The following is a 21,045-nucleotide window of genomic DNA, read 5'->3' on the forward strand; positions in this document are numbered from 1 at the left end:
GCGGACGGCCCGCGTTACTCCTCTTCCAGCAGCAGTTTCCAGCCGGTCACATCGCTCCAGTACGCCTGCTCGCGCTCCAGATCGAGCTGCACCAGCGTATTCTGGCTGAGAAAACCGGCCGGGAAGGTGAGCGTCCAGTGACCATCGTCCGTTGAGAGCTTCAGTGCATCGGGGCGCGTGGTCGCCTGACGCTGGTTATTCAGCAGCGTGCCGAGGCGCAGCAGAAAAATCATCGGCAGCACCTGCTTTTTCTTGAACAGGGTAAAGCGCGGGATCTCATCCTGCTTCACCGCTTTACGATGAAAGCGTACCAGCGTGGCGATCAGCATCTGTTGATCCTGATTAAAGCCAGGCATATTGGAGTGCTGCAGGATATAGGCGGAGTGCCGCTGCATACCGCTGTGATTAATGGTCAGCCCGACCTCATGCAGCAGCGCCGCCCATTTCAGCAGAGCGGTCAGCTGCGGGTTCGCCTGTTTCGGATTCTGCTCCTGCCACTGCAGATAGAGCTGCTCTGTCGTTTCCAGCACGCGGCGCGCCTGATCGCTGTCGATCGCATAGTGGTTCGCCAGACTCTGTGCGGTGCGGCTGCGGATATCCTGATGGCGGAAACGGCCCTCCATCTCATAGAGTACGCCTTCGCGCAGCGCGCCGTCAGAGAGGCGCAGTTCGCGGATCGCCAGTGCGTCAAAGACGCCGCACAGAATCGCAAGGCCAGGCACAAACACCGCTTTGCGCTCTTCAGATAAGCCCGGCAGGCTCAGCGCGTCAAAGGATTTATGCTTCAGCACTTCACCGACCAGCATATCGAGATTGTCAGGCGTCACGCGCTTCTCTTTCTCGCCCATTGCCAGCAGCACTTCACAGGCGGCTTTGATGCTGCCGGAGGCGCCCAGCGCATATTGCCAGCCGTGCAGGCGATACTGCCACGCCAGCGTCTCCAGCTTGTGCGTAGCGGCGAGGCGGGCGCGGCGGAAATTATCCTGGCTGATTTCGCCTTTCGGAAAATAGAGGTTAGCGAAGCTGACGCAGCCCATGCGGCGGCTCTCAACCAGCTGCGGCTCAAAATCCTCGCCGATCACCAGCTCGGTTGACCCGCCGCCGATATCGATAACCAGCTTGCGCCCTTTTTCTGGCTGAGTGTGCTCAACGCCCATAAAGATCAGGCGCGCCTCTTCGTTACCGGAGATCACCTCAATCGGATAGGGAATCACCTCTGCGGCGCGCTGCAAAAACTCTTCGGCATTGGTCGCGATGCGCAGCGTGTGCGTGCCGACAATGGTCACGTTGGCGGCGCTAAAGCCCTGCAGTCGCTCAGCGAACAGGGCCAGGCAGCTCAGGCCGCGCACTATCGCCTCTTCGCTCAGCCGGTTCTGCGCGTCCAGCCCGTCAGCCAGGTGCACCCGCTGCTTGAGGCGTCCCAGAACCTGCATGGCGCCATCCACCACGCGGGCGATCACCATATGAAAACTGTTTGAGCCGAGATCGATGGCCGCAAATTCCTGCGGCTTCGGCGTACTCTTCGGAGTAATTGGCATAGGCGTTATTCGGGTTGTTCCAGTCTCTTGATGTAATCGTAAATCGCCAGCTGCGAGCGCACTTTCCTGCGATTGCCGCGCGGAACATAACGGTTACTCAGCTCTTTGTCTACGATACGTGCTTTCACCGTATCACTTAACAGAATGGCGATAATATCCAGAATCCGCTGTTTAAGACGCGGATCGAGCACCGCCACGGCGACCTCAATGCGGTAATCGATGTTGCGCGTCATCCAATCAGCCGAAGAGAGAAACACCTTTTTCTCACCGCCATTTTCAAAAATATACACCCGGTCGTGCTCAAGATAACGATCAACAATGCTGGTGATGCGAATATTTTCGCTGATGCCTGGCAGGTCCGGGATCAGCGAGCACATACCGCGCACCAGCAGGTTTATTTTCACCCCGGCTGACGAGGCTGCATAGAGCCTGTCGACCAGGCCATTGTCTACCAGGTTATTGATTTTAAGGGTTATCCCGCACGGCTTGCTCTGCTGCGCATTGGCGATCTCGTTATCGATCAGCTGATAGAGTACGGCCCGCGAATTCTGCGGCGATACCATCAGATGTTCAAAGGTAACCGGGCGATAGGGGTTCTCAATGAAGTTAAATACGCGGCGGACTTCGTTCGTGATGCGTGCGTCAGCGGTCAGCAGAGAGTAGTCGGTATACAGGCGCGCGGTCTTCTCGTTAAAGTTGCCGGTGCCGATATGCGCATAGCGCACCACCTCTTCACCTTCGCGGCGGGAAATCAGAAACAGCTTGGCGTGAATTTTCAGACCAGGCGCAGAGAAAATAACGTGCACGCCCGCCTCAGTCAGCCGCTTGGCCCAGTGAATATTCGCCTCTTCATCAAAGCGCGCCTGCAGCTCAACCACCACCGTCACTTTTTTGCCGTTATGCGCCGCGTGGATCATCGCATCCATAATGCGGGAGTGTTTGGCTACGCGATAGATATTGATTTTAATCGCCAGCACGCTGGGATCGAACGACGCCTGACGCAGCAGCTCCAGCACATGCTCAAAGGTGTGATAGGGGTAGTAGAGCAGCACGTCGCGATCGCGGATGGCGTCAAAGCCATTGCGGAAGCCATCAAAGCCGATGTGGCGGATCTGCGGCAGCGGCCGGTTGACCAGGTTACTTTTGCCGACGTTGGGAAAGCCGATAAAATCTTTGAAGTTATGGTAGCGGCCGCCTGGCACAATGGAGTCATAGTTAGAGATAGAGAGCTTGTGGCGCAGCATCTCCACCATGGCATCGGGCATATCGCGCTGGTAGACAAAGCGCACCGGTTCGGCAGTAAGACGCTGCTTCAGGCTGGAGGACATCAGCTCCAGCAGGCTCGACTCCATCTCCGTGACCAGGTCATATTCGGCATCGCGCGTCATTTTCATGGAGTAGGCGTTCAGCGCATCGTAGTCAAAGAAGCCTTTAAAAATCTCATCCAGGCAGTAGCGCAGAATGTTATCCAGCAGGATCATCGGCTTGCGACGGCGCGGTGACTCGGCCGGCAGGTTGATAAAACGCGGCACTTTGTCTGACGGGATCTCCAGCAGCGCATAGCGGATATCCTCGCCGCGAATGATCTCCACCGCCAGATAGGTGTAGTCATCCTTAAGAAACTCAATCAGATCGGTGTCATGGTTGATCAGGATCGGCGTAACGTGCTGACGCAGCTGATGTTTGAAATAGTGGCGCAGCCACTCCTGCTGATTGGGTGAGAGCTGGCGTTCGTTGATCAGGAAAATCTGGTTGCGCGCCATCTCCAGCAGCAGTTCATTATAGAGCGCGTCAAACTCCTGATCGGACTTCAGTACCCGCTGCTGGATCTTTTTCAGCAGATGCCGCAGGGGAGTGGGTTTACCCTGCTCTTCGCTGATCAGAATGCGCCGCTTCAGATCGGCAAAGCGCACCTTGTAGAACTCTTCAAGGTTATTGGAATAGATCCCTAAAAACCGCATGCGCTCAATCAGCGGGTTACTTTTATCCGCCGCTTCCTGCAGCACACGTTCATTAAAGGATAACCAGCTTATTTCTTTTTCTATATACAGCTTTTCCTGACCCATTCTGACTCCGTGATGCTGTGGCGGGACGATATGTCCGGCGCAAGGCGCGCAGTGGTGCGGCTCCGCTCAGTCTCCTTCACCATTATTGCTAGAGTATGGCAGGCTTGTCCAACCGCAACAGTTGTCTTATCAATCCGCTACGGGCAACATAGCGACTCTCTAATCTGAATCCCTGACCGGCATGAGCATAAACCATATTCCTGTTGAATTTAACGACCGTCGCCGGCGCGCCATCGATCGCTTCGTGCGGCGCATGGTGACGGCGTGCGGCGCAGGAATATTGCTGCTGATGCTGCTGCTGTTCTTCTGGCTTATCTGGGTAGTCCTGCCTCTGTTCAGCGCGCCACAGCTTCAGCCTGCGCTCAGCCAGCAGCTGTGGGATAAAACGCCGGCGCTGGCGCTGGGCAGCAGCGGCACGCTGGGCTGGCGCATCAGCCGTCATGAAGCGCGCTTTATTCCGCTTAACGGCGACCCCGCCGGACCGGCGCTGGCGCTTTCGGACGCGCCGCAGGCCGCCGTGACCAGCAGCGCGGCTGATGCCGTGTTGCTTAACGTGCAGGGCGCACTGCTGTTGATGCAGCCGCGGATAGAGCACGATCGCGGCGAGTGGTATTTTCCGCTGGGCGATCGGCCGCTGCGCCTGCCGCAGGGTGCCGTCAGCCAGATGGCGCTGGCGCACATCGGCGACGGGCAGTGGCGTATTGCTGCACAGACGCCGTCGGGGATCAGCGTGCTGACGCTGGCCAGTCAGCAGCCTGTCAGTCAGATTATGCTGCCGCAGCAGCATGCCGACCAGCTGCTGCTGTCGCCTGACGGCACGCAGCTCTTTACCAGCCGTGAACGCCAGCTGCAGGTGTGGCAGATTAGCGCTGAGGGCGCGCAGCTGCGCGAAACGCAGGCGCTGACGCAGCCGGTTGCGAGCCTGCATATGCTGGCGGGTGGCCGGACGCTGCTGATCAGAGACGATCGCGGTGTCAGCCAGTGGTTTGCCATTACCGGCGAGCGCGGTCCGCGCCTGCAAAAAATCAAAACCTGGCACGGCTCGCAGGGGGCGCAGGGCGTGGCGACAGAGTCACAGCGCCGGGTATTTGCCAGCTGGGATGCGCAGGGCGTACTCAGCCTGTTTGCCAGCAAACAGTCAGGCCCGATCCTCACGCGTCAGCTGACGCCGGGCATACAGGCGGTCGCTTTTTCGCCGCGCGGCGACGGCGTGATCGTGGAGCGCGCCGGGCGCTGGCAGCAGTTCCGGATTGATAACCCGTGGCCTGATGTCACCTGGCGTAGCCTGTGGCAGAAAATCTGGTATGAAAATTATCCGCACGCCGACTGGGTGTGGCAATCCACCGCTGCCGGTGACAGCTATCAGGCGAAGTTCAGCCTGGTTCCGCTGGTTATCGGTACCCTCAAGGCCGCCGCGCTGGCGCTGCTGTTTGCCACGCCGCTGGCGCTGGCTGCCGCTATCTACACCGCCTGGTTTATGTCGCCGGGACTGCGGCGCTGGGTTAAGCCCGGCATTGAGATGATGGGCGCGTTGCCGAGCGTGGTGATCGGCCTGATTGCCGGTATCTGGATGGCGCCGCATATCAGCCATGCGCTGGCGGGCGTGCTGCTGCTGCCGGGGATCCTGGCCGCTACGCTACTGCTGTGCGGCGTGCTGAGCCCGCGTCTGCCGGCGCGCTGGCGGCGTCCGGGCGTCGAGGTGCTGTTGCTTCTGCCGCTGCTGCTGCTGGTCACGCTGCTGACGCTATGGCTGGCAGCCCGGCTCTGGCCGGACGGCGGTGAACAGCTTATCCACTACGAACAGCGCAATCTGCTGGTTGCCGCAGTGGCAATGGGGTTTGCGCTGGTGCCGCTGATATTTACCCTGGCAGAAGATGCGCTGTTCAGCGTGCCGGGGGCGCTCGGACAGGGATCGCTGGCGCTGGGCGCCACGCCGTGGCAGACCCTGACGCGGGTCGTGCTGCCCGGCGCTTCTGCCGGAATTTTTGCCGCACTGATGATCGGTTTTGGCCGGGCGGTGGGCGAGACGATGATCGTGCTGATGGCCACCGGCAACACGCCGGTGAGCGAAGGCGGGCTGTTTGCCGGGCTGCGCGCGCTGTCAGCGAATATTGCGATAGAGATGCCGGAGGCGGCAGCGGGCAGTGCGCACTACCGCATCCTGTTTCTCAGCGCGCTGCTGCTGCTGCTGTTTACGCTGGTTATCAACACGGTAGCAGAAGTGATCCGCCAGCGGCTGCGCCGGCGTTATGGCCAGCATGAGGGACAGGGATGAAAAACGCACATCGTCAGAACGATCGCTGGCGCTGGCTGACGGCGGGTGCGGTGGCGGCCTGTTTACTGGCATTTACGCTGCTGATTGGCCTGCTTGGCTGGCAGGGCGTGCGCGCATTCTGGCCGCAGCCGGTGGATCGCTATCAGTTTCAGGCTCCCGGCGCGTCGCCGGTTACGCTGCTGGGCGAGACGCTGCAGGCAGAGCGGCAGAGTAGCGGATGGCGTTACCTGGTAAAAACCGGCAACCGCGATATTGCCGCCCCCGATTTCCGCGTCATTTACAGCGCCGGACCCGCGCTCGCGGAACAGCCGCGTGACGTGCTGGTGCTGCAACGGCGCAACGGCGGTAACGCGTACGGCTGGCTGGTGGCGCTGCGGGAAGACAACGAGACGCTCACCGCACACAACCGTGATGCGCTGCTGCAGCAGCGCCTGCAGCAGGTACAGGAGCTGCTGCGCCAGGCAGAGGATATTCGCCGTATCGATATGGCGCGGCTCAATGCGCAGCTGGAAAATCTGCAGCAGCAGGCGGATGAGCAGCAGCGCGAGCAGCGTTTTGGCCTGCAGCAGCAGTCAGAGTTTGATGCTAACAGCGCGGCGCTGCATCGTCGCTTCAGCGCGCTGGCTCAGCAGCTGGCGCATCTGCAGCAGGCGAGCCAGCGCGATACGCTGATCCTGCGCGACGCACAGGGTGCAGAACATACTATCCCGCTGGCGCAGATTGTTGCGGCCTGGTATCCCAATCACATGAGCCTGCCGCAAAAAACGCAGCACTTTTTGCGGCAGGTATGGCAGTTTGTCAGCGACTCACCGGCGGCTGGCGGCAGCGAGAGCGGCGCGTTTCCGGCTATCTTTGGCACGGTGCTGATGGTGGTACTGATGTCGGTCATCGTTATGCCGCTCGGCGTGGTGGCTGCCGTCTGGCTGCATGAGTATGCCGGACGTCACGCCCTGACGCGGCTGGTGCGTATCGCCGTGGTAAATCTCGCGGGCGTCCCCTCTATTGTTTATGGCGTATTTGGTCTCGGTTTTTTTGTCTGGCTGATCGGCGGCACGCTCGATCAGCTCTTCTTTTCCCGGGCGCTGCCGAACCCGACCTTTGGTACGCCGGGCCTGCTGTGGGCGTCGCTGACGCTGGCACTGCTGACGCTGCCGGTAGTGATTGTGGCGACAGAAGAGGGGTTGTCACGGATACCCGATACGCTGCGTCAGGGATCGCTGGCGCTGGGAGCAACGCAGGCGGAAACGCTGTGGCGGGTGGTACTGCCGCTGGCGGTGCCGGCGATGCTCACCGGACTGATTCTGGCGGTGGCGCGCGCAGCGGGAGAGACGGCGCCGCTGATGCTGGTCGGCGTGGTCAAAATGGTGCCGGAGCTGCCGGTAGACGCCGTATTCCCTTATCTGCATCTTGACCGCAAATTTATGCACCTCGGCTTTCAGATTTACGATCTGGCCTTTCAGAGCCCGAACATCGACGCCGACAGGCCGCTGGTTTATGCCACTGCGCTGCTGCTGGTCATGATTATTCTGTCGCTGAATCTGCTGGCGATGGTGCTGCGCCACCGGCTGCGCGAACGCTACCGGCTGATGACGCACTAACAAGGTTGAAATATGACGTCCACTGAAAACATTGCGCTAAGCGTAAACAAGCTATCGCTCTGGTACGGCGAGCGCCAGGCGCTGAACGCTATCGATCTGCAGATCCCGAAAAACCGCATTACGGCGCTGATTGGACCATCCGGCTGCGGAAAATCCACGCTGCTGCGCTGTTTTAACCGTATGAACGATATGATTAGCGGCTGCCGAACCGAAGGCGAAATCCTGCTTGATCGGCTGCCGGTAATGCAGGCAGGGCAGGATCTGCCTGCCCTGCGGCGGCGCATCGGCATGGTGTTCCAGCGCCCTAATCCGTTTCCCAAATCGATCTATGAGAATGTGGTGTATGGCCTGCGTCTGCAGGGGGTGCGCGACCGCCGGGTTTTAAATGAAGCGTGCGAACGCGCACTGCGCGCGGCGGCGCTCTGGGGAGAGGTGAAAGATCATCTGTCGCAGAACGCGCTGACGCTCTCCAGCGGTCAGCAGCAGCGGCTGGTGATCGCCCGGGCAATTGCCATTGAGCCGGAGGTGCTGCTGCTGGATGAGCCCACCTCCGCGCTCGACCCTATCTCAACGCTGGTCATTGAGGAGCTGATGACCACGCTGAAAGCGCATTTCACGCTGGTGCTGGTGACGCATAATATGCAGCAGGCGGCCCGCGTGTCGGATTACACCGCGTTTATGCATCAGGGACAGCTGATTGAGTTCGGCGAAACCGATCGGATTTTCACCGCACCCGGTGTACGCCGCACCGAAGAGTACATTACCGGCCGGTTTGGTTAACGCCGGTTACCGGGGCGTCATCGCGTTCTAACCCAGGGGCGCATGAATGCGCCCCCTACGGGGGGATGGGGATAAATGTAGGGGGCGCATTCATGCGCCCCGGGCCGCGGGATATCGTACGGGCGTCATCACATTTCGTACGTAAATTCACCCAGGGGCGCATCAATGCGCCCCCTACGGGGGGAGGGGGATAAATGTAGGGGGCGCATTCATGCGCCCCGGCTTGCGGGATATCGAACGGGCGTCATCACGTTTTGTACGCGAATTAACCCCGGGGCGCATTCATGCGCCCCGGGTTGCGGGCTATCGAACGGGCGCATTTATGCGCCTCAGGCACCCCTTACGGGGCGTACCCTTGTGCGGGCAGAGGCTGACCATCCAGCCATGCTTTTCCGTCGCGCATCACCAGCCGGCCATCGGTGAACCAGCTAATGGCCAGCGGATAGATGGCATGCTCCTGATGCTGCACGCGTGCCGTTATCTCTGCTTCATCATCACCGGAAAAAATCGGTACCCGCGCCTGAAGAACGACCGGACCGCCATCCAGCTCATCGGTGACAAAATGCACCGACGTGCCGTGCTCTTTATCGCCGTTCTCCAGCGCCTGGCGATGGGTATGCAGGCCAGGATATTTTGGCAGCAGGGAAGGGTGGATGTTCAGCAGGCGATCGTGATAGTGCGCAACAAAGGCGCTGCTGAGAATGCGCATATACCCTGCCAGCACTACCAGATCGGGCTCAAAGGCATCTATCTCCTGCATCAGCTGGCGATCAAAAGCTTCGCGATCGGGAAAGTCGCGGGGCGACAACGCCAGGCCCGGCACGCTCGCCTGCTGCGCGCGCGTCAGGCCATAAGCGCTCTCTTTATTACTGAAAACGGCAGCAACGCTGCCGTTGATCCGCCCGCTGGCGCAGGCGTCAAGGATGGACTGAAGATTGCTGCCGTTGCCGGAGATCAGTACAACCAGTTTTTTCATGAATTGATAACCACACGCTCTGCGGAATCAGACGCTTTAATAACACCGATTTTCCACGCCTGCTCACCGGCATCCTGCATCAGCTGGACCGCTTTGTCTGCTTCAGCCGGGCTGAGGGCAATCACCATGCCGACGCCGCAGTTAAAGGTGCGATACATCTCATGGCGGCTGACGTTACCCGCCTGCTGCAGCCAGCTGAACACCGCCGGCCACTGCCAGCTCTGCTCATCCAGTACCGCCTGCGTATTGTCAGGCAGCACGCGCGGAATGTTTTCCCAGAAGCCGCCGCCGGTAAGATGGGCAATGGCGTGCACATCAACCTGCTCAATCAGGCTCAGAATATTTTTTACATAGATGCGGGTCGGGGCCAGCAGGTGATCGGCCAGCGACTTACCTTCCAGCTGCTCGCGTTCCGGATCGGTGGCGCTGACTTCCAGAATCTTGCGCACCAGCGAATAGCCGTTGGAGTGCGGGCCGCTTGCCCCCAGGGCAATCAGAACGTCACCATCCTGAACTTTACTGCCGTCGATGATCTCCGATTTCTCCACCACGCCGACGCAGAAGCCGGCGACATCGTAATCTTCGCCGTGATACATGCCCGGCATTTCCGCCGTCTCTCCCCCTACCAGCGCACAGCCTGACTGCAGGCAGCCTTCGGCAATGCCGGTGATCACCGCAGAGGCGGTATCAACGTCCAGTTTGCCGGTAGCGTAGTAGTCGAGGAAGAACAGCGGCTCGGCGCCCTGTACCACCAGGTCGTTCACACACATCGCAACCAGATCGATGCCGATGCTGTCGTGACGCTTAAGATCCATCGCCAGGCGCAGTTTGGTACCGACGCCATCCGTTCCCGAAACCAGCACCGGCTCGCGATATTTCTGCGGCAGCGCACACAGCGCGCCAAAGCCGCCCAGCCCACCCATTACTTCCGGGCGGCGGGTTTTCTTTACTACGCCTTTAATACGGTCAACCAGATCGTTACCAGCATCAATATCAACACCGGCGTCTTTGTAGCTGAGAGAGGTTTTGTCGGTCACTGCGGAATCCCCACGCGATTGCGATTGGTGGCAAAAATTAAGCGCGGCAATTCTAACAGCGCAGGCAAACGTTTGCGAGTCTGATCTCACGCCCGATATTCGTTGTGTCAGATTTTCTTGATTCCGCTATTCTCAGGACAGGCAGCCATCCCCTTGCGCGATCCGCTGTGGCGCAAAAGCAAAAAGGCGGTATAATCCGGCGATTTTTTTTTAGCTCAACTCAATTCCGGGAGAACAATCATGAAAATCGTGGAAGTCAGACACCCGCTGGTTAAACACAAACTGGGCCTGATGCGTGAGCATGATATCAGCACCAAACGCTTTCGCGAGCTGGCCTCGGAAGTGGGCAGCCTGCTGACCTATGAAGCCACCGCCGATCTTGAAACCGAACGCGTAACGATTGAAGGCTGGAACGGCCCGGTTGATGTTGATCAAATCAAAGGTAAAAAAATTACCGTCGTCCCTATTCTGCGTGCCGGTCTTGGCATGATGGAAGGGGTACTGGAGCACGTGCCGAGCGCGCGTATCAGCGTGGTGGGTGTCTACCGCGATGAAGAGACGCTGGAGCCGGTGCCCTATTTCCAGAAGCTGGTCTCTAACATCGAAGAGCGCATGGCGCTGGTTGTCGATCCGATGCTGGCGACCGGTGGCTCAATGATTGCCACCATCGACCTGCTGAAAAAAGCGGGCTGCAGCAGCATCAAGGTGCTGGTACTGGTGGCGGCACCGGAAGGCATTGCCGCGCTGGAGAAAGCGCATCCGGACGTTGAGCTGTACACCGCGTCAGTCGATCAGGGGCTGAATGAGAAAGGCTATATCATTCCGGGTCTCGGCGATGCCGGCGATAAGATCTTCGGCACGAAGTAATGTTTACTCCGGGCTGTTTTGCTGGTCGCGTTGCCTTCGGGCAGTGCCCGAAACCGTTGCCTGCGCCGGCAGGCTTCGCGCTGGCCGTGAACCCATTGCCGCCAGCAACGCCCGGCCTGCAGCTGCAGGCAGAATATGCATTACCATTTTCAAAAAATAGTATTTGAGCAGCCGACCAGAGAGTCGGCTTTTTTTTAACAAAAAAACAGTAATTAACCGCCTGTCATACAGGAAGGGAAGGGGATACGATGACGAGACGTGCCATTGGGGTGAGCGAACGCCCGCCGCTGCTGCAAACCATTCCACTCAGCCTGCAGCATCTGTTTGCGATGTTTGGTGCCACGGTGCTGGTGCCGATCCTGTTTCACATTAACCCGGCGACCGTGCTGCTGTTTAACGGCGCAGGTACGCTGCTCTATCTGTTTATCTGCAAAGGTAAAATACCTGCTTATCTCGGCTCCAGCTTCGCCTTTATTTCACCGGTACTGCTGCTGCTGCCGCTGGGTTACGAAGTGGCGCTGGGCGGCTTTATCCTGTGTGGTCTGCTGTTCTGCATTGTGGCGCTGATTGTGAAAAAAGCGGGCACCGGCTGGCTGGATGTGATGTTTCCACCCGCCGCGATGGGCGCTATTGTCGCCGTGATCGGGCTGGAGCTGGCAGGCGTGGCGGCCAATATGGCGGGCCTGCTACCGGCAGAAGGTACGGCACCGGACAGCACCACCGTACTGATCTCCATGGTGACGCTGGCGGTCACGGTGTTCGGCTCCGTACTGTTTCGCGGTTTTCTTGCCATCATCCCGATTCTGATTGGTGTGCTGGTGGGTTATGCGCTCTCATCAATGCTGGGCATTGTTGACTGGCGCAGCGTGGAGAACGCGCCCTGGTTTGCGCTGCCAACCTTCTACACGCCGCGCTTTGAGTGGGCGGCCATGCTGACCATTCTGCCTGCCGCGCTGGTGGTGATTGCCGAACACGTCGGGCATCTGGTCGTGACGGCAAATATTGTGAAGAAAGATCTGATCCGCGATCCGGGGCTGCACCGCTCCATGTTCGCGAACGGCCTCTCAACCATGTTCTCCGGCTTTTTTGGATCAACGCCCAATACTACCTATGGTGAAAACATCGGTGTGATGGCGATCACCCGCGTTTACAGCACCTGGGTTATTGGCGGGGCGGCGATTTTTGCCATTCTGCTCTCCTGCGTGGGCAAGCTGGCGGCAGCGATTCAGGCGATTCCGGTGCCGGTGATGGGTGGCGTATCGCTGCTGCTGTATGGCGTGATCGGCGCTTCCGGTATTCGCGTGCTGATTGAATCAAAAGTGGACTACAACAAAGCGCAGAACCTGATCCTGACCTCGGTGATCCTGATCATCGGCGTGAGCGGTGCCAAAGTTCATATCGGTGCGGCAGAGCTGAAAGGCATGGCGCTGGCCACGCTGGTCGGCGTTGCGCTGGCGCTGATTTTCCGGGTTATCAATATCTTACGTCCGGAAGAGGTGGTGCTGGAGGCGCAGGAGCAGCAGGACCGCTAAGCGCGGCAGCCGGGCAGGGACGCCCGGTTCATCTCTGCAGAGGATCGTGATAAACTTGCGCCGTTTTCTGCCCGCTCACTTGCTGAGGTACTTCTGAACACGCCGGCACAGCTCTCACTGCCACTCTACTTACCCGATGATGAAACCTTTGCCAGCTTCTGGCCAGGGGAGAATCCGTCGCTGCTTGCCGCACTGCGCGGCGCACTGGCGCAGCAACACGGCAGCTATCTCTACTTCTGGTCGCGCGAAGGTGGTGGACGCAGTCACCTGCTGCACGCGGCGTGCGCTGAAATGTCTGCCCGCGATGAAGCGGTAGGCTATGTGCCGCTGGATAAACGGACCTGGTTTGTGCCGGAGGTGCTGGAAGGCATGGAGAATCTGGCGCTGGTCTGCATCGACAATATTGAGTGTATCGCCGGGGAAGCGGAGTGGGAGATGGCGATATTTGACCTCTATAACCGCATTCTTGAAACCGGTAAAACCCGCCTGCTGATCACCGGCGATCGGCCGCCGCGCCAGCTCAGTCTCGGCCTGCCCGATCTGGCCTCTCGTCTCGACTGGGGACAAATCTATCGTCTGCAGCCGCTCTCAGATGAGGATAAATTACAGGCGCTGCAACTGCGTGCCGGGCTGCGCGGTTTTGAGCTGCCGGAAGATGTCGGGCGTTTTCTGCTGAAGCGTCTCGATCGTGAAATGCGCACGCTGTTTGAAACGCTGGATCGTCTCGATCGCGCCTCTATCAGTGCCCAGCGCAAACTGACGATCCCGTTTGTTAAAGAGACGCTCGGACTCTGACGTTACCCTTTCTGATACTGCCGGAAACGCCGCTGCAGCTCACGCAGCTGATCGATACGCGCGTCATAACGCGCCTGCTTCAGGCTGCCAAGCGGCACCTGTGCGCTGGCGCTGCCCAGCGCGGTAATAGCCTGATCGAGCTGGCCGCTGAGCGCCAGGCTCTCCGCCCGCGCTGACAGCTCTTCATCGCGTAATCCCTGTGCCGCCGACGCCTGCGCCAGCAGATCCCAGGCGTTAAGATCGTCCGGATGGGCAAAGGTATAGCGGTTGAGGATGCGGCTGGCGCTGGCGGGCTGTTTCGCTTCGACATAAGCGTTAGCCAGGTTGAGCTGCAGCACCGGATTAGTGCCGCCGCCGCGGGCGCTGCTCAGCATGGCGATCGCCTGTTGCGGCTGGTTGAGCCCCAGCTCGATATCGGTCATCAGATCAAGGAACCAGACGTTGTCAGGCTGCTTCGCCAGCAGCGGCGCCAGCGTACGTTTAGCATTCGCAAAATCTTTGGCCTGCAGAAACTGCACCGCTTTGCCATACTGCGCGGCCTGCTGTTCACGCAGATTGCCTTTCGCATACTCATTCAGCAGATCGTCGGTGAGCTGATTGCGGCCGGTAGGATACATGCCAAGCACGCGCACCTTCGCCATATAGAAATCCTGCGACGACTGTACCACCACCGGACGCATCTGGTTTGCGCGGTTGCGCGCGTCAGAGAGACGGCTGTCGGGCAGCGGGTGCGTCAGCAAAATTTCCGGCGGGCGGGAGGAGAAGCGCGTCTGGTCGGCAAGCTTCTCCAGGAAAGCGGGCATCGCCTGCGGATCAAAACCGGCCCGCTGCAGCACCTGAATACCGATGCGATCCGCCTCCTGCTCATTACCCTGCGTAAAGCTGATAATGCCCTGCTGGGTGCCTGCCAGCGTACCGGTCAGCGCCGCCATCCCCGCCTGCGGATTTGCCATCGCCAGCAGAATAGAACCCAGCGCGCCAACCCAGGTCAGCGGCGCGCTGCGTTTCTGCTCCTCCATGGCGCGCGCCAGATGGCGCTGCGTCACGTGTGAAATCTCATGCGCCATCACCGAGGCGAGCTGGCTCTCATTATCGGTATAGCGGAACAGTGAAGCGTGCAGCACCACGTTGCCGCCAAAAAAGGCAAAGGCGTTGAGCTCGTCATTCTGGATCAGGAAAAAGTGAAACGGCGTGCGCACTGAACCGGCGTGCGCGACCAGACGCTGCCCCAGCGCATTAATGTACTGGTTCAGCAGCGGATCCTGAATCAGTGGCGCACTGGCCCGCAGCTGGCGCACGTAAAAATCGCCCATCTGCAGTTCCTGATTAATAGAGAGCGTGGAACCCGCCGTCGTGCCGATGTCAGGCAGATTATCACTGAGGTCGGCGCGTGCGCTGAGGGCTGGCGTCAGCAGCAGCGCAGGAATGAGGGTGGCCAGTACGGAGATACGCAGTCGTTTTAACATGCCTCGATCCTGATGATGCTCATCTGTCGCCGGACAGAAGAGAGGGTAAATGTTCGATGTGAATCGGGTTTTCTGCTCTGTCGCTATCTTAACCGCAGGCCGACGGGTTGCAAAGAGAGCGGTCGCAGAAGCGCAAAACAGAGCGTGCAGAGCGATGAGTCGCTGATTTGCCGCAAAAAATTGAACAGTAATGCAGCGACAGATATAAGGTTATGCTGCAATGAATTCAAAGTTACGTAAAGTTGCTCAAAAATATTGAATCTGGCATGGATTTTTCCAGGTATTCTCTGAAAAACAGGGCTGACCCGGCCTTAACTATCACTCTGTTCCATCAGCTTTTTTTATCATCAGCGCAGGATAAAAATGGACCTTAACAGAAATTAATGGTCAGGATTAATCTGTTCGTCAACCCGGCCGGTAAGCATAAGTAAACCGATTTCCCGGCCATCCTATTCTGCAGCGCTGCCATAGTGACCATCGAATTCCCTGTTTAATCAGCACCGCTAATTATGTTGCGCGCAACTAAAGCGCGATTACACCGCGCCGGTCAGTCACGCCGTTCCGCATACGCTGTGGTATAGATAAGGCACTTTTTTTCCCCTATGGACTGTTAATACACGTGCCGTGTATGCCGGAGAGTATGTATGCGTTCAGCAGTAAGCTACGCCCTGATTGCTGTTCTGGGAGGCGTGGTCGGAGCAGGAATAATTAAAGGAGACGACCTCTATCAGCGTGTAGCGAAACATTTTACCGCTGAGCCTGCCGATCCCGAAGGATTCTGGAGCACGCCCGCCGTTGAAGGCTATGGCAAAATTCATTACGAAGCGGATGCCGCATTTAAGCCGGTGGCCGGCCTGAGCAATAAGGTGGTTTTCCAGCTCACCAAAAATGAGGGTGACATCAAACGTCCTAACCTCGGGCTGGAGCGGGTTGCGCGCGTGGTTAACCTCTACGTTGCCTCCGGCGTTCCTGTTGATCAGCTGGAATTTGTTGTCTCTATGACCGGCGATGCGACGCCTGCCACGCTGGATAACAGCCACTTCAGACAGTTTTATGGTGTCGATAACCCTAATCTGCCGCTAATCAATGCGCTGAATAAGCTGGGCGTAAAAGTGTCCGTTTGCGATCAGTCTGTTGCCTTTCACCACTATCCTAACGCCTGGATCGATCGTTCCGTGATCCATGCGCTCTCCAGCCCGACTACGGTCTCCACGCTGGAAAATCAGGGCTATGCCCTTTTGCAGATGTAATCGTTTCGGTTAAGGAGAAACAGAATGCGTGTAGCGTCTTATATTGTTATCGCCGCGCTGGCAGGATTTGTCGGCGGCAATGTGTTACAGCTTCCTGAGCTGGTGGATAAGGTCAGCGGTAAATTCGCCGATAAAAAAGCGGAGCCTGCTGACTTCTGGAGCACGCCGGCAATCGCCGGCTATGGCAAAATTCACTTCGTGAACACGCCTGACTACAACCCGGCAACGACACCCGGGCTGAGCAATAAAATTGTGTTTCAGATCAACCGCAGCGAAGGCGATATTCACCAGGCTAACCTGGGCCTGGAGCGCGTGGCGCGCGTGACCAACCTCTATTATGCGGCGGGCGTGCCGCTTAATCAGCTAAACTTTGTGGTCTCCATCAACAGCGATGCCGTACCGGCTGCGCTGAACAACGAGCAGTTTCATAAGGCGTACGGTTTCGATAACCCGAACCTGAAACTGATTGATGAGCTGAAAAAAGCGGGCGTCAAAGTTACTATCTGCGACCAGTCCGTGGCGTTTCACCAGCTGCAGCGTGACTGGATCGATACCCGTGTGACCCATACGCTCTCCAGCGGCACGACGGTCGCCACGCTGCAGAATGAAGGGTACGCCTTTTTAATGCTGTAACATGCGCTGACAGCGGTGCAGGCCGCTGTCACTTCCCTGCCTCCCTCCGCAAACCGATCCAGCGTAAAACAGAGTTCTGTTGCCAGAGCAGCAGGATGATCCGTGCTGAAACGACCTGAGCGGTGTACACTTGTCTCTCTTTTATAACAACAAGTGACCCCCCTCAATCACCACAGCGTCAGGCACGTAAATCTATGAAGCAACCTATCCGCGCGGCGGCGTTATGCTGATGCGAATCCGGCCCAAAACTGACCTGCGAACGCTGATCGCGCTGCTGGCAATAGTCAGTATTGTCATCACGCTGGCGAACACGCTTTATGCAACCTGGCGCGTGCAGCGCATGGTGCTGATTGAAACCACGCTGGAAGCCAATCGCGCCTATGCGACCAAGCTGGCGACCACCACGGAACTTTTCTTTCAGCAGGCACAGTCGCAGCTGCATTTCAGCGCTAATCTGCTGGGTCAGGCGTTTGATGATGAAGCACTTGCGCAGCAGGAAGTGAATCGCCTGCGTGAGCAGACCAGCAGTTTTAACTCTGTTGCGGTGGTAGACAGTAATGGCATCGTTAAAGCGATCTCACCGGAATCCCTGACGCTGAAAGGCATGCAGCTCACCAGTCAGGCCTCACGGGAAGCGCTGTCGCAGCGGCAGCCGCTGGTCAGCCGGGCAGTGATTTCGGCCGCAAATAACCTGATCGTGTTTGTTTCATGGCCGATCTGGAATAGCGAAGGCCGCTATCTGGGTTACGTGGGCGGCACGCTCTATCTGAAGAAAAAAAGCATCCTGAATGCGCTGCTGGGCGAGCAATATTATCGTGACGGAACGCAGGTCTTTGTTCTGGACCGCAACAATCAGGTGCTTTATCACCAGAACAGCCAGCTGGTGGGTAAAAGCGTGCCGGCGATTATCAGCGAACGCGAGCGGGCGGAGCGCAGCAGCGGCACCGCGCAGATCACAGAGAACAGCAGCAATAAGCTGATTGGCTACGCTGTGGTGCCCGGTACCGGCTGGATGGTCGTGGCGCTTAAGCCTGCGGCGCTCACGCTGGCGCCGCTTGCCGGTCTGCTGCTGAACGTGCTGAAAAACTCGGTGCCGTTTGCGCTGCTGACGCTGCTGGTAGCGATCGTGCTGGCGCGACTGATCGCGCTGCCGCTCTGGCAGCTGTCGCGGAAAGCGAGCCAGATGGATACGCAGGGGGTGTCAGCAGAGATCGGCGGCATTCGTGCGTGGTACTTTGAGGCGGCGCAGGTAAAGCGGGCGCTGCTGACTGGTATCGGACTGGTACAGGATAAAATCGGGCGGCTTAACTCAGAAGTACAAAGCGATCCCCTGACGCAGCTGCTTAACCGGCGGGGATTGCACGCCGTGCTCGACTATTTTGAGGCGATGCAGCAGCCATTTGCCGTGCTGGCGCTGGATATCGACCACTTTAAACGGGTAAATGATAATTTTGGCCACGGCGCGGGTGATAACGTCATTAAGCAGGTCGCGCAGACGCTGCGCAGCAACGCCCGTCAGACCGATGTGGTCTGCCGTAACGGCGGCGAAGAGTTTCTGATGCTGCTGCCGGCCACCACGGTCGAAGAGGCGCGGGTTATCGCCGAGCGGGTGCGCGTCAGCATTGCAGAGAGCTGGATCGATCCGCCCGGCCATATCACGCTCTCGGTGGGCATCGCCTGCTGGCAGCCGCAGCAGGGCACGCAGGAGGAGAGTCTCCGGCAGGCGGATGCGGCGCTCTATCAGGCCAAGCACGCCGGACGAAACTGTGTGATGATTGCCGGCCATAACGCACTGGTCAGCAGCATTATGCGCTGATGTGCGGATCGATAAGCGGGCGGCAGCGTGCCGTGCCGGGGCAGTAAAAGGATAAGGTTGATGTTGTCTCTGTTGTTTCAATGGTACAAGCGTCGCTTCAGCGATCCGCAGGCGATTGGCCTGCTGGCGATCCTGCTGGCGGCGTTCTGCATTCTGTTTTTCTTTAGCGGGCTGCTGGCGCCGCTGCTGGTGGCGCTGGTGCTGGCTTATCTGCTGGAGTGGCCCGTGGTGCGGCTGCAGCGTATCGGCTGTAGCCGCAGCTGGGCAACCAGCATCGTGTTAATACTCTTCGCCGGCATTCTGCTGGTTATGGTACTAATAGTGGCGCCGGTTGCCTGGCAGCAGGGCATCAATCTGACGCGCGATCTGCCCAATATGCTCAATAAGCTGTATGTCTCAGCGGCTGCGCTGCCACAGCGTTTTCCGGCGCTGGTGGATGCAGGCATTATCGATATCATCGTAGAGAATCTGCGCAGCCGCCTGACCGGCCTGGGCGAATCCCTGGTGCGCTATTCACTGGCCTCGCTGGTCGGTCTGATGACGCTGATGATCTATCTGGTGCTGGTCCCGCTGATGGTGTTTTTCCTGCTAAAAGATAAAGAGCAGATGCTGAACGCGGTGCGGCGCGTGCTGCCGCGCAATCGCGGGCTGGCGGGTACGGTATGGAAAGAGATGAATCAGCAAATCACCAACTATATTCGCGGCAAAGTGCTGGAGATGGTGGTGACAGGCGTTGTCACCTGGATCGCCTTTTTAGTGCTGGGGCTCAATTACGCGCTGCTGCTGGCGGTGCTGGTGGGCGTTTCGGTGCTGATCCCTTACGTGGGCGCGCTGGCCGTTACGCTGCCGGTCACTGGCGTCGGGCTGTTTCAGTGGGGGCTTAGCAGCGATTTCTGGACGCTTATGGTAGTGTATCTGGTGATTCAGGCGCTGGATGGCAACGTACTGGTACCGGTGCTGTTTTCAGAAGCGGTGAATCTGCATCCGCTGGTGATTATTCTCTCCGTGGTCATTTTTGGCGGACTGTGGGGCTTCTGGGGCGTATTTTTTGCTATTCCGCTGGCTACGCTGGTAAAAGCGGTTGTACGCGCCTGGCCGGAAACCACGCCGGAACGGCAGATCGCAGAGTAAGACATCGCGGGAAGCGGTGCGCAGCAAAGGCGCACCGCTTTTGATCAGGCAGACTTCACGTAATCAAGCACGATATCGTGATGGTCTGCGGTTTTAAAGCTGTCGAACACCTTTTCCACTTTACCATCCTGACCAATCAGGAAGCTGATGCGGTGGATGCCGTCGTAGCTTTTACCCATAAATGACTTCTCACCCCAGACGCCAAACTGCTCGCACACCTGGTGATCTTCATCAGAAAGCAGCGTGAAATTCAGCAGCTCTTTCTCAACAAAACGGGACAGCTTTTCCGGCTTGTCGGTGCTGATACCCAGTACCTCAACGCCCGCTTTTTTCAGCTCGTCCATGTTGTCACGCAGGCCGCAGGCCTGAGTGGTACAGCCTGGCGTCATCGCTTTCGGGTAGAAATAGACCAGAACACGCTGTCCCTGGAAGTCGGCCAAATTTACTTGTTCGCCATCCTGATCGGGCAAGCTAAATTTCGGTGCGGTATCACCGGCTTTCAGTGGATTCATCACAACTCTCCGTTTTTTGTTCATGCTGCGGGTATGACACCCGGCAGAGCCTGCTGGCTGGCCGGACGTTTACCTCAGGGTTATTTCACAACACGTTATGCTGCTGCAACAGAGTGTGTGGCGAAATAACCCGGAGCCTGATTACAGGACATTGCTGCTGTCGTCGGTGACACTATAGAGGCGAATTGAGCCTTGTGCATGCAGTTCTTCACACAGCTGATTAAACGCCTGCTCTATCGGTGCGCTTACCCGGTTAGCCGGGCTGTGTGCTGTCATCTGAATATAGAGTACCGGCTGTTCATTGTCCTGAGCCGGGTTAATACGCGACACCAGCTCAGCGATGTTCAGCTGATGTTTATCAAGCAGATCGGTAAAGCGCTCAATGATGCGTGGCGAATCGGGCACTTCTACCTGAATGCGAACCGTCACCGGCATCGGTGGCGTCGCGCGCGCGTTCGTCCGCTTCATGACAATCAGCAGCTCCAGCTCAGCACCTTTCATCGGCAGCGTGGATTCAATCAGCGTAATGGCGTTCCAGCTGCCGGAAAGCAGCATAATAAAGGTGAACTCATCGCCGAGCATCGCCAGACGGCTATCTTCTATATTGCAGCCGCAACTGCTGACGTGGCGGGTAATGGCGTTAACGATACCCGGACGATCAACGCCAAGAGCAGTGATGACCAGATGATGCGGCTGTGGCTGCGACAAAATGAGTTTTCCTGTACGTTCGCTAATAACTATAAGGTAAACATAAAAAAAACTGCTGACAAGCG

General features: G+C 58.1%; 17 protein-coding genes. 10 read left to right on the forward strand and 7 right to left on the reverse strand.

Going from position 1 to position 21,045, the window contains the following annotated elements:
* Nucleotides 1-14 precede the first annotated feature (14 nt).
* Together ppx and ppk1 are read right to left on the reverse strand one after the other, a co-directional pair.
* Entirely contained in the window at nt 15-1,538 is a 1,524-nt protein-coding gene (gene ppx / locus AC2CF9_RS14055; RefSeq protein ID WP_150018167.1) for an exopolyphosphatase, read from the reverse strand.
* Between the two features lie 5 nt (nt 1,539-1,543).
* Nucleotides 1,544-3,604 (reverse strand): polyphosphate kinase 1, encoded by a 2,061-nt coding sequence (ppk1, locus tag AC2CF9_RS14060; RefSeq protein WP_484557285.1) that lies wholly within the window; start codon nt 3,602-3,604, stop codon nt 1,544-1,546.
* A gap of 181 nt (nt 3,605-3,785) precedes the next feature.
* On the opposite strand from ppk1, the gene AC2CF9_RS14065 reads away from it, so the two are divergent.
* From AC2CF9_RS14065 to pstB, 3 genes are read left to right on the forward strand one after another with little or no spacing between them, the layout of a single operon-like run.
* A complete protein-coding gene (locus tag AC2CF9_RS14065; protein WP_484557286.1) occupies nt 3,786-5,879 on the forward strand; it encodes an ABC transporter permease subunit in 2,094 nt (697 codons plus the stop codon).
* Nucleotides 5,876-7,477, forward strand: a complete 1,602-nt coding sequence (gene pstA, locus AC2CF9_RS14070) for a phosphate ABC transporter permease PstA (RefSeq protein WP_484557287.1) — start codon at nt 5,876-5,878, stop codon at nt 7,475-7,477. Before AC2CF9_RS14065 ends, pstA begins: the two co-directional genes overlap by 4 nt.
* Before the next feature lie 12 nt (nt 7,478-7,489).
* On the forward strand, nt 7,490-8,257 hold the full coding sequence (pstB, locus tag AC2CF9_RS14075; RefSeq protein ID WP_150018170.1) for a phosphate ABC transporter ATP-binding protein PstB: 768 nt from the start codon (nt 7,490-7,492) through the stop codon (nt 8,255-8,257).
* Nucleotides 8,258-8,597: 340 nt separating this feature from the next.
* On the opposite strand, the gene purN is transcribed toward pstB, so the two are convergent.
* Nucleotides 8,598-9,233 (reverse strand): phosphoribosylglycinamide formyltransferase, encoded by a 636-nt coding sequence (gene purN / locus AC2CF9_RS14080; RefSeq protein ID WP_484557288.1) that lies wholly within the window; start codon nt 9,231-9,233, stop codon nt 8,598-8,600.
* Complete coding sequence (gene purM / locus AC2CF9_RS14085; RefSeq protein WP_150018172.1) at nt 9,230-10,270, reverse strand: phosphoribosylformylglycinamidine cyclo-ligase; 1,041 nt, start codon at nt 10,268-10,270, stop codon at nt 9,230-9,232. Before purM ends, purN begins: the two co-directional genes overlap by 4 nt.
* 240 nt (nt 10,271-10,510) lie before the next feature.
* Here purM and upp point away from each other — a divergent pair, with 240 nt between their 5' ends.
* The 3 genes from upp to hda all read left to right on the forward strand — a co-directional run bounded on the left by upp (nt 10,511) and on the right by hda (nt 13,464).
* Nucleotides 10,511-11,137 carry a uracil phosphoribosyltransferase gene (gene upp / locus AC2CF9_RS14090; RefSeq protein WP_039379551.1) on the forward strand — a complete coding sequence of 209 codons (627 nt, stop codon included), beginning with the start codon at nt 10,511-10,513 and terminating at the stop codon, nt 11,135-11,137.
* A gap of 248 nt (nt 11,138-11,385) precedes the next feature.
* Nucleotides 11,386-12,669 carry a uracil permease gene (gene uraA / locus AC2CF9_RS14095; RefSeq protein ID WP_104085278.1) on the forward strand — a complete coding sequence of 428 codons (1,284 nt, stop codon included), beginning with the start codon at nt 11,386-11,388 and terminating at the stop codon, nt 12,667-12,669.
* Between the two features lie 93 nt (nt 12,670-12,762).
* On the forward strand, nt 12,763-13,464 hold the full coding sequence (gene hda / locus AC2CF9_RS14100; protein WP_223810716.1) for a DnaA inactivator Hda: 702 nt from the start codon (nt 12,763-12,765) through the stop codon (nt 13,462-13,464).
* A 2-nt stretch (nt 13,465-13,466) separates the two neighbouring features.
* On the opposite strand, the gene bepA is transcribed toward hda, so the two are convergent.
* Complete coding sequence (gene bepA / locus AC2CF9_RS14105) at nt 13,467-14,930, reverse strand: beta-barrel assembly-enhancing protease (protein WP_484557289.1); 1,464 nt, start codon at nt 14,928-14,930, stop codon at nt 13,467-13,469.
* Nucleotides 14,931-15,574: 644 nt separating this feature from the next.
* Between bepA and AC2CF9_RS14110 the strand changes: the two genes are divergently transcribed.
* The 4 genes from AC2CF9_RS14110 (at nt 15,575) to AC2CF9_RS14125 (ending at nt 19,760) form a co-directional block, all read left to right on the forward strand.
* Nucleotides 15,575-16,180, forward strand: a complete 606-nt coding sequence (locus tag AC2CF9_RS14110) for a DsrE family protein (protein WP_484557290.1) — start codon at nt 15,575-15,577, stop codon at nt 16,178-16,180.
* A 24-nt stretch (nt 16,181-16,204) separates the two neighbouring features.
* Nucleotides 16,205-16,813 (forward strand): DsrE family protein, encoded by a 609-nt coding sequence (locus AC2CF9_RS14115; protein ID WP_094111938.1) that lies wholly within the window; start codon nt 16,205-16,207, stop codon nt 16,811-16,813.
* A 223-nt stretch (nt 16,814-17,036) separates the two neighbouring features.
* Nucleotides 17,037-18,629 (forward strand): diguanylate cyclase, encoded by a 1,593-nt coding sequence (locus AC2CF9_RS14120; RefSeq protein WP_484557291.1) that lies wholly within the window; start codon nt 17,037-17,039, stop codon nt 18,627-18,629.
* 60 nt (nt 18,630-18,689) lie between these two features.
* Nucleotides 18,690-19,760, forward strand: coding sequence for an AI-2E family transporter (locus tag AC2CF9_RS14125; RefSeq protein ID WP_150018178.1), 1,071 nt, complete (start codon nt 18,690-18,692; stop codon nt 19,758-19,760).
* A gap of 44 nt (nt 19,761-19,804) precedes the next feature.
* On the opposite strand, the gene bcp is transcribed toward AC2CF9_RS14125, so the two are convergent.
* Both bcp and AC2CF9_RS14135 read right to left on the reverse strand, forming a co-directional pair.
* Nucleotides 19,805-20,272 (reverse strand): thioredoxin-dependent thiol peroxidase, encoded by a 468-nt coding sequence (gene bcp, locus AC2CF9_RS14130; RefSeq protein ID WP_071667909.1) that lies wholly within the window; start codon nt 20,270-20,272, stop codon nt 19,805-19,807.
* A gap of 141 nt (nt 20,273-20,413) precedes the next feature.
* Complete coding sequence (locus tag AC2CF9_RS14135; RefSeq protein WP_039379528.1) at nt 20,414-20,980, reverse strand: glycine cleavage system transcriptional repressor; 567 nt, start codon at nt 20,978-20,980, stop codon at nt 20,414-20,416.
* Nucleotides 20,981-21,045: the final 65 nt, after the last annotated feature.

It is taken from the genome of Pantoea sp. SYBGC1, assembly GCF_057197005.1.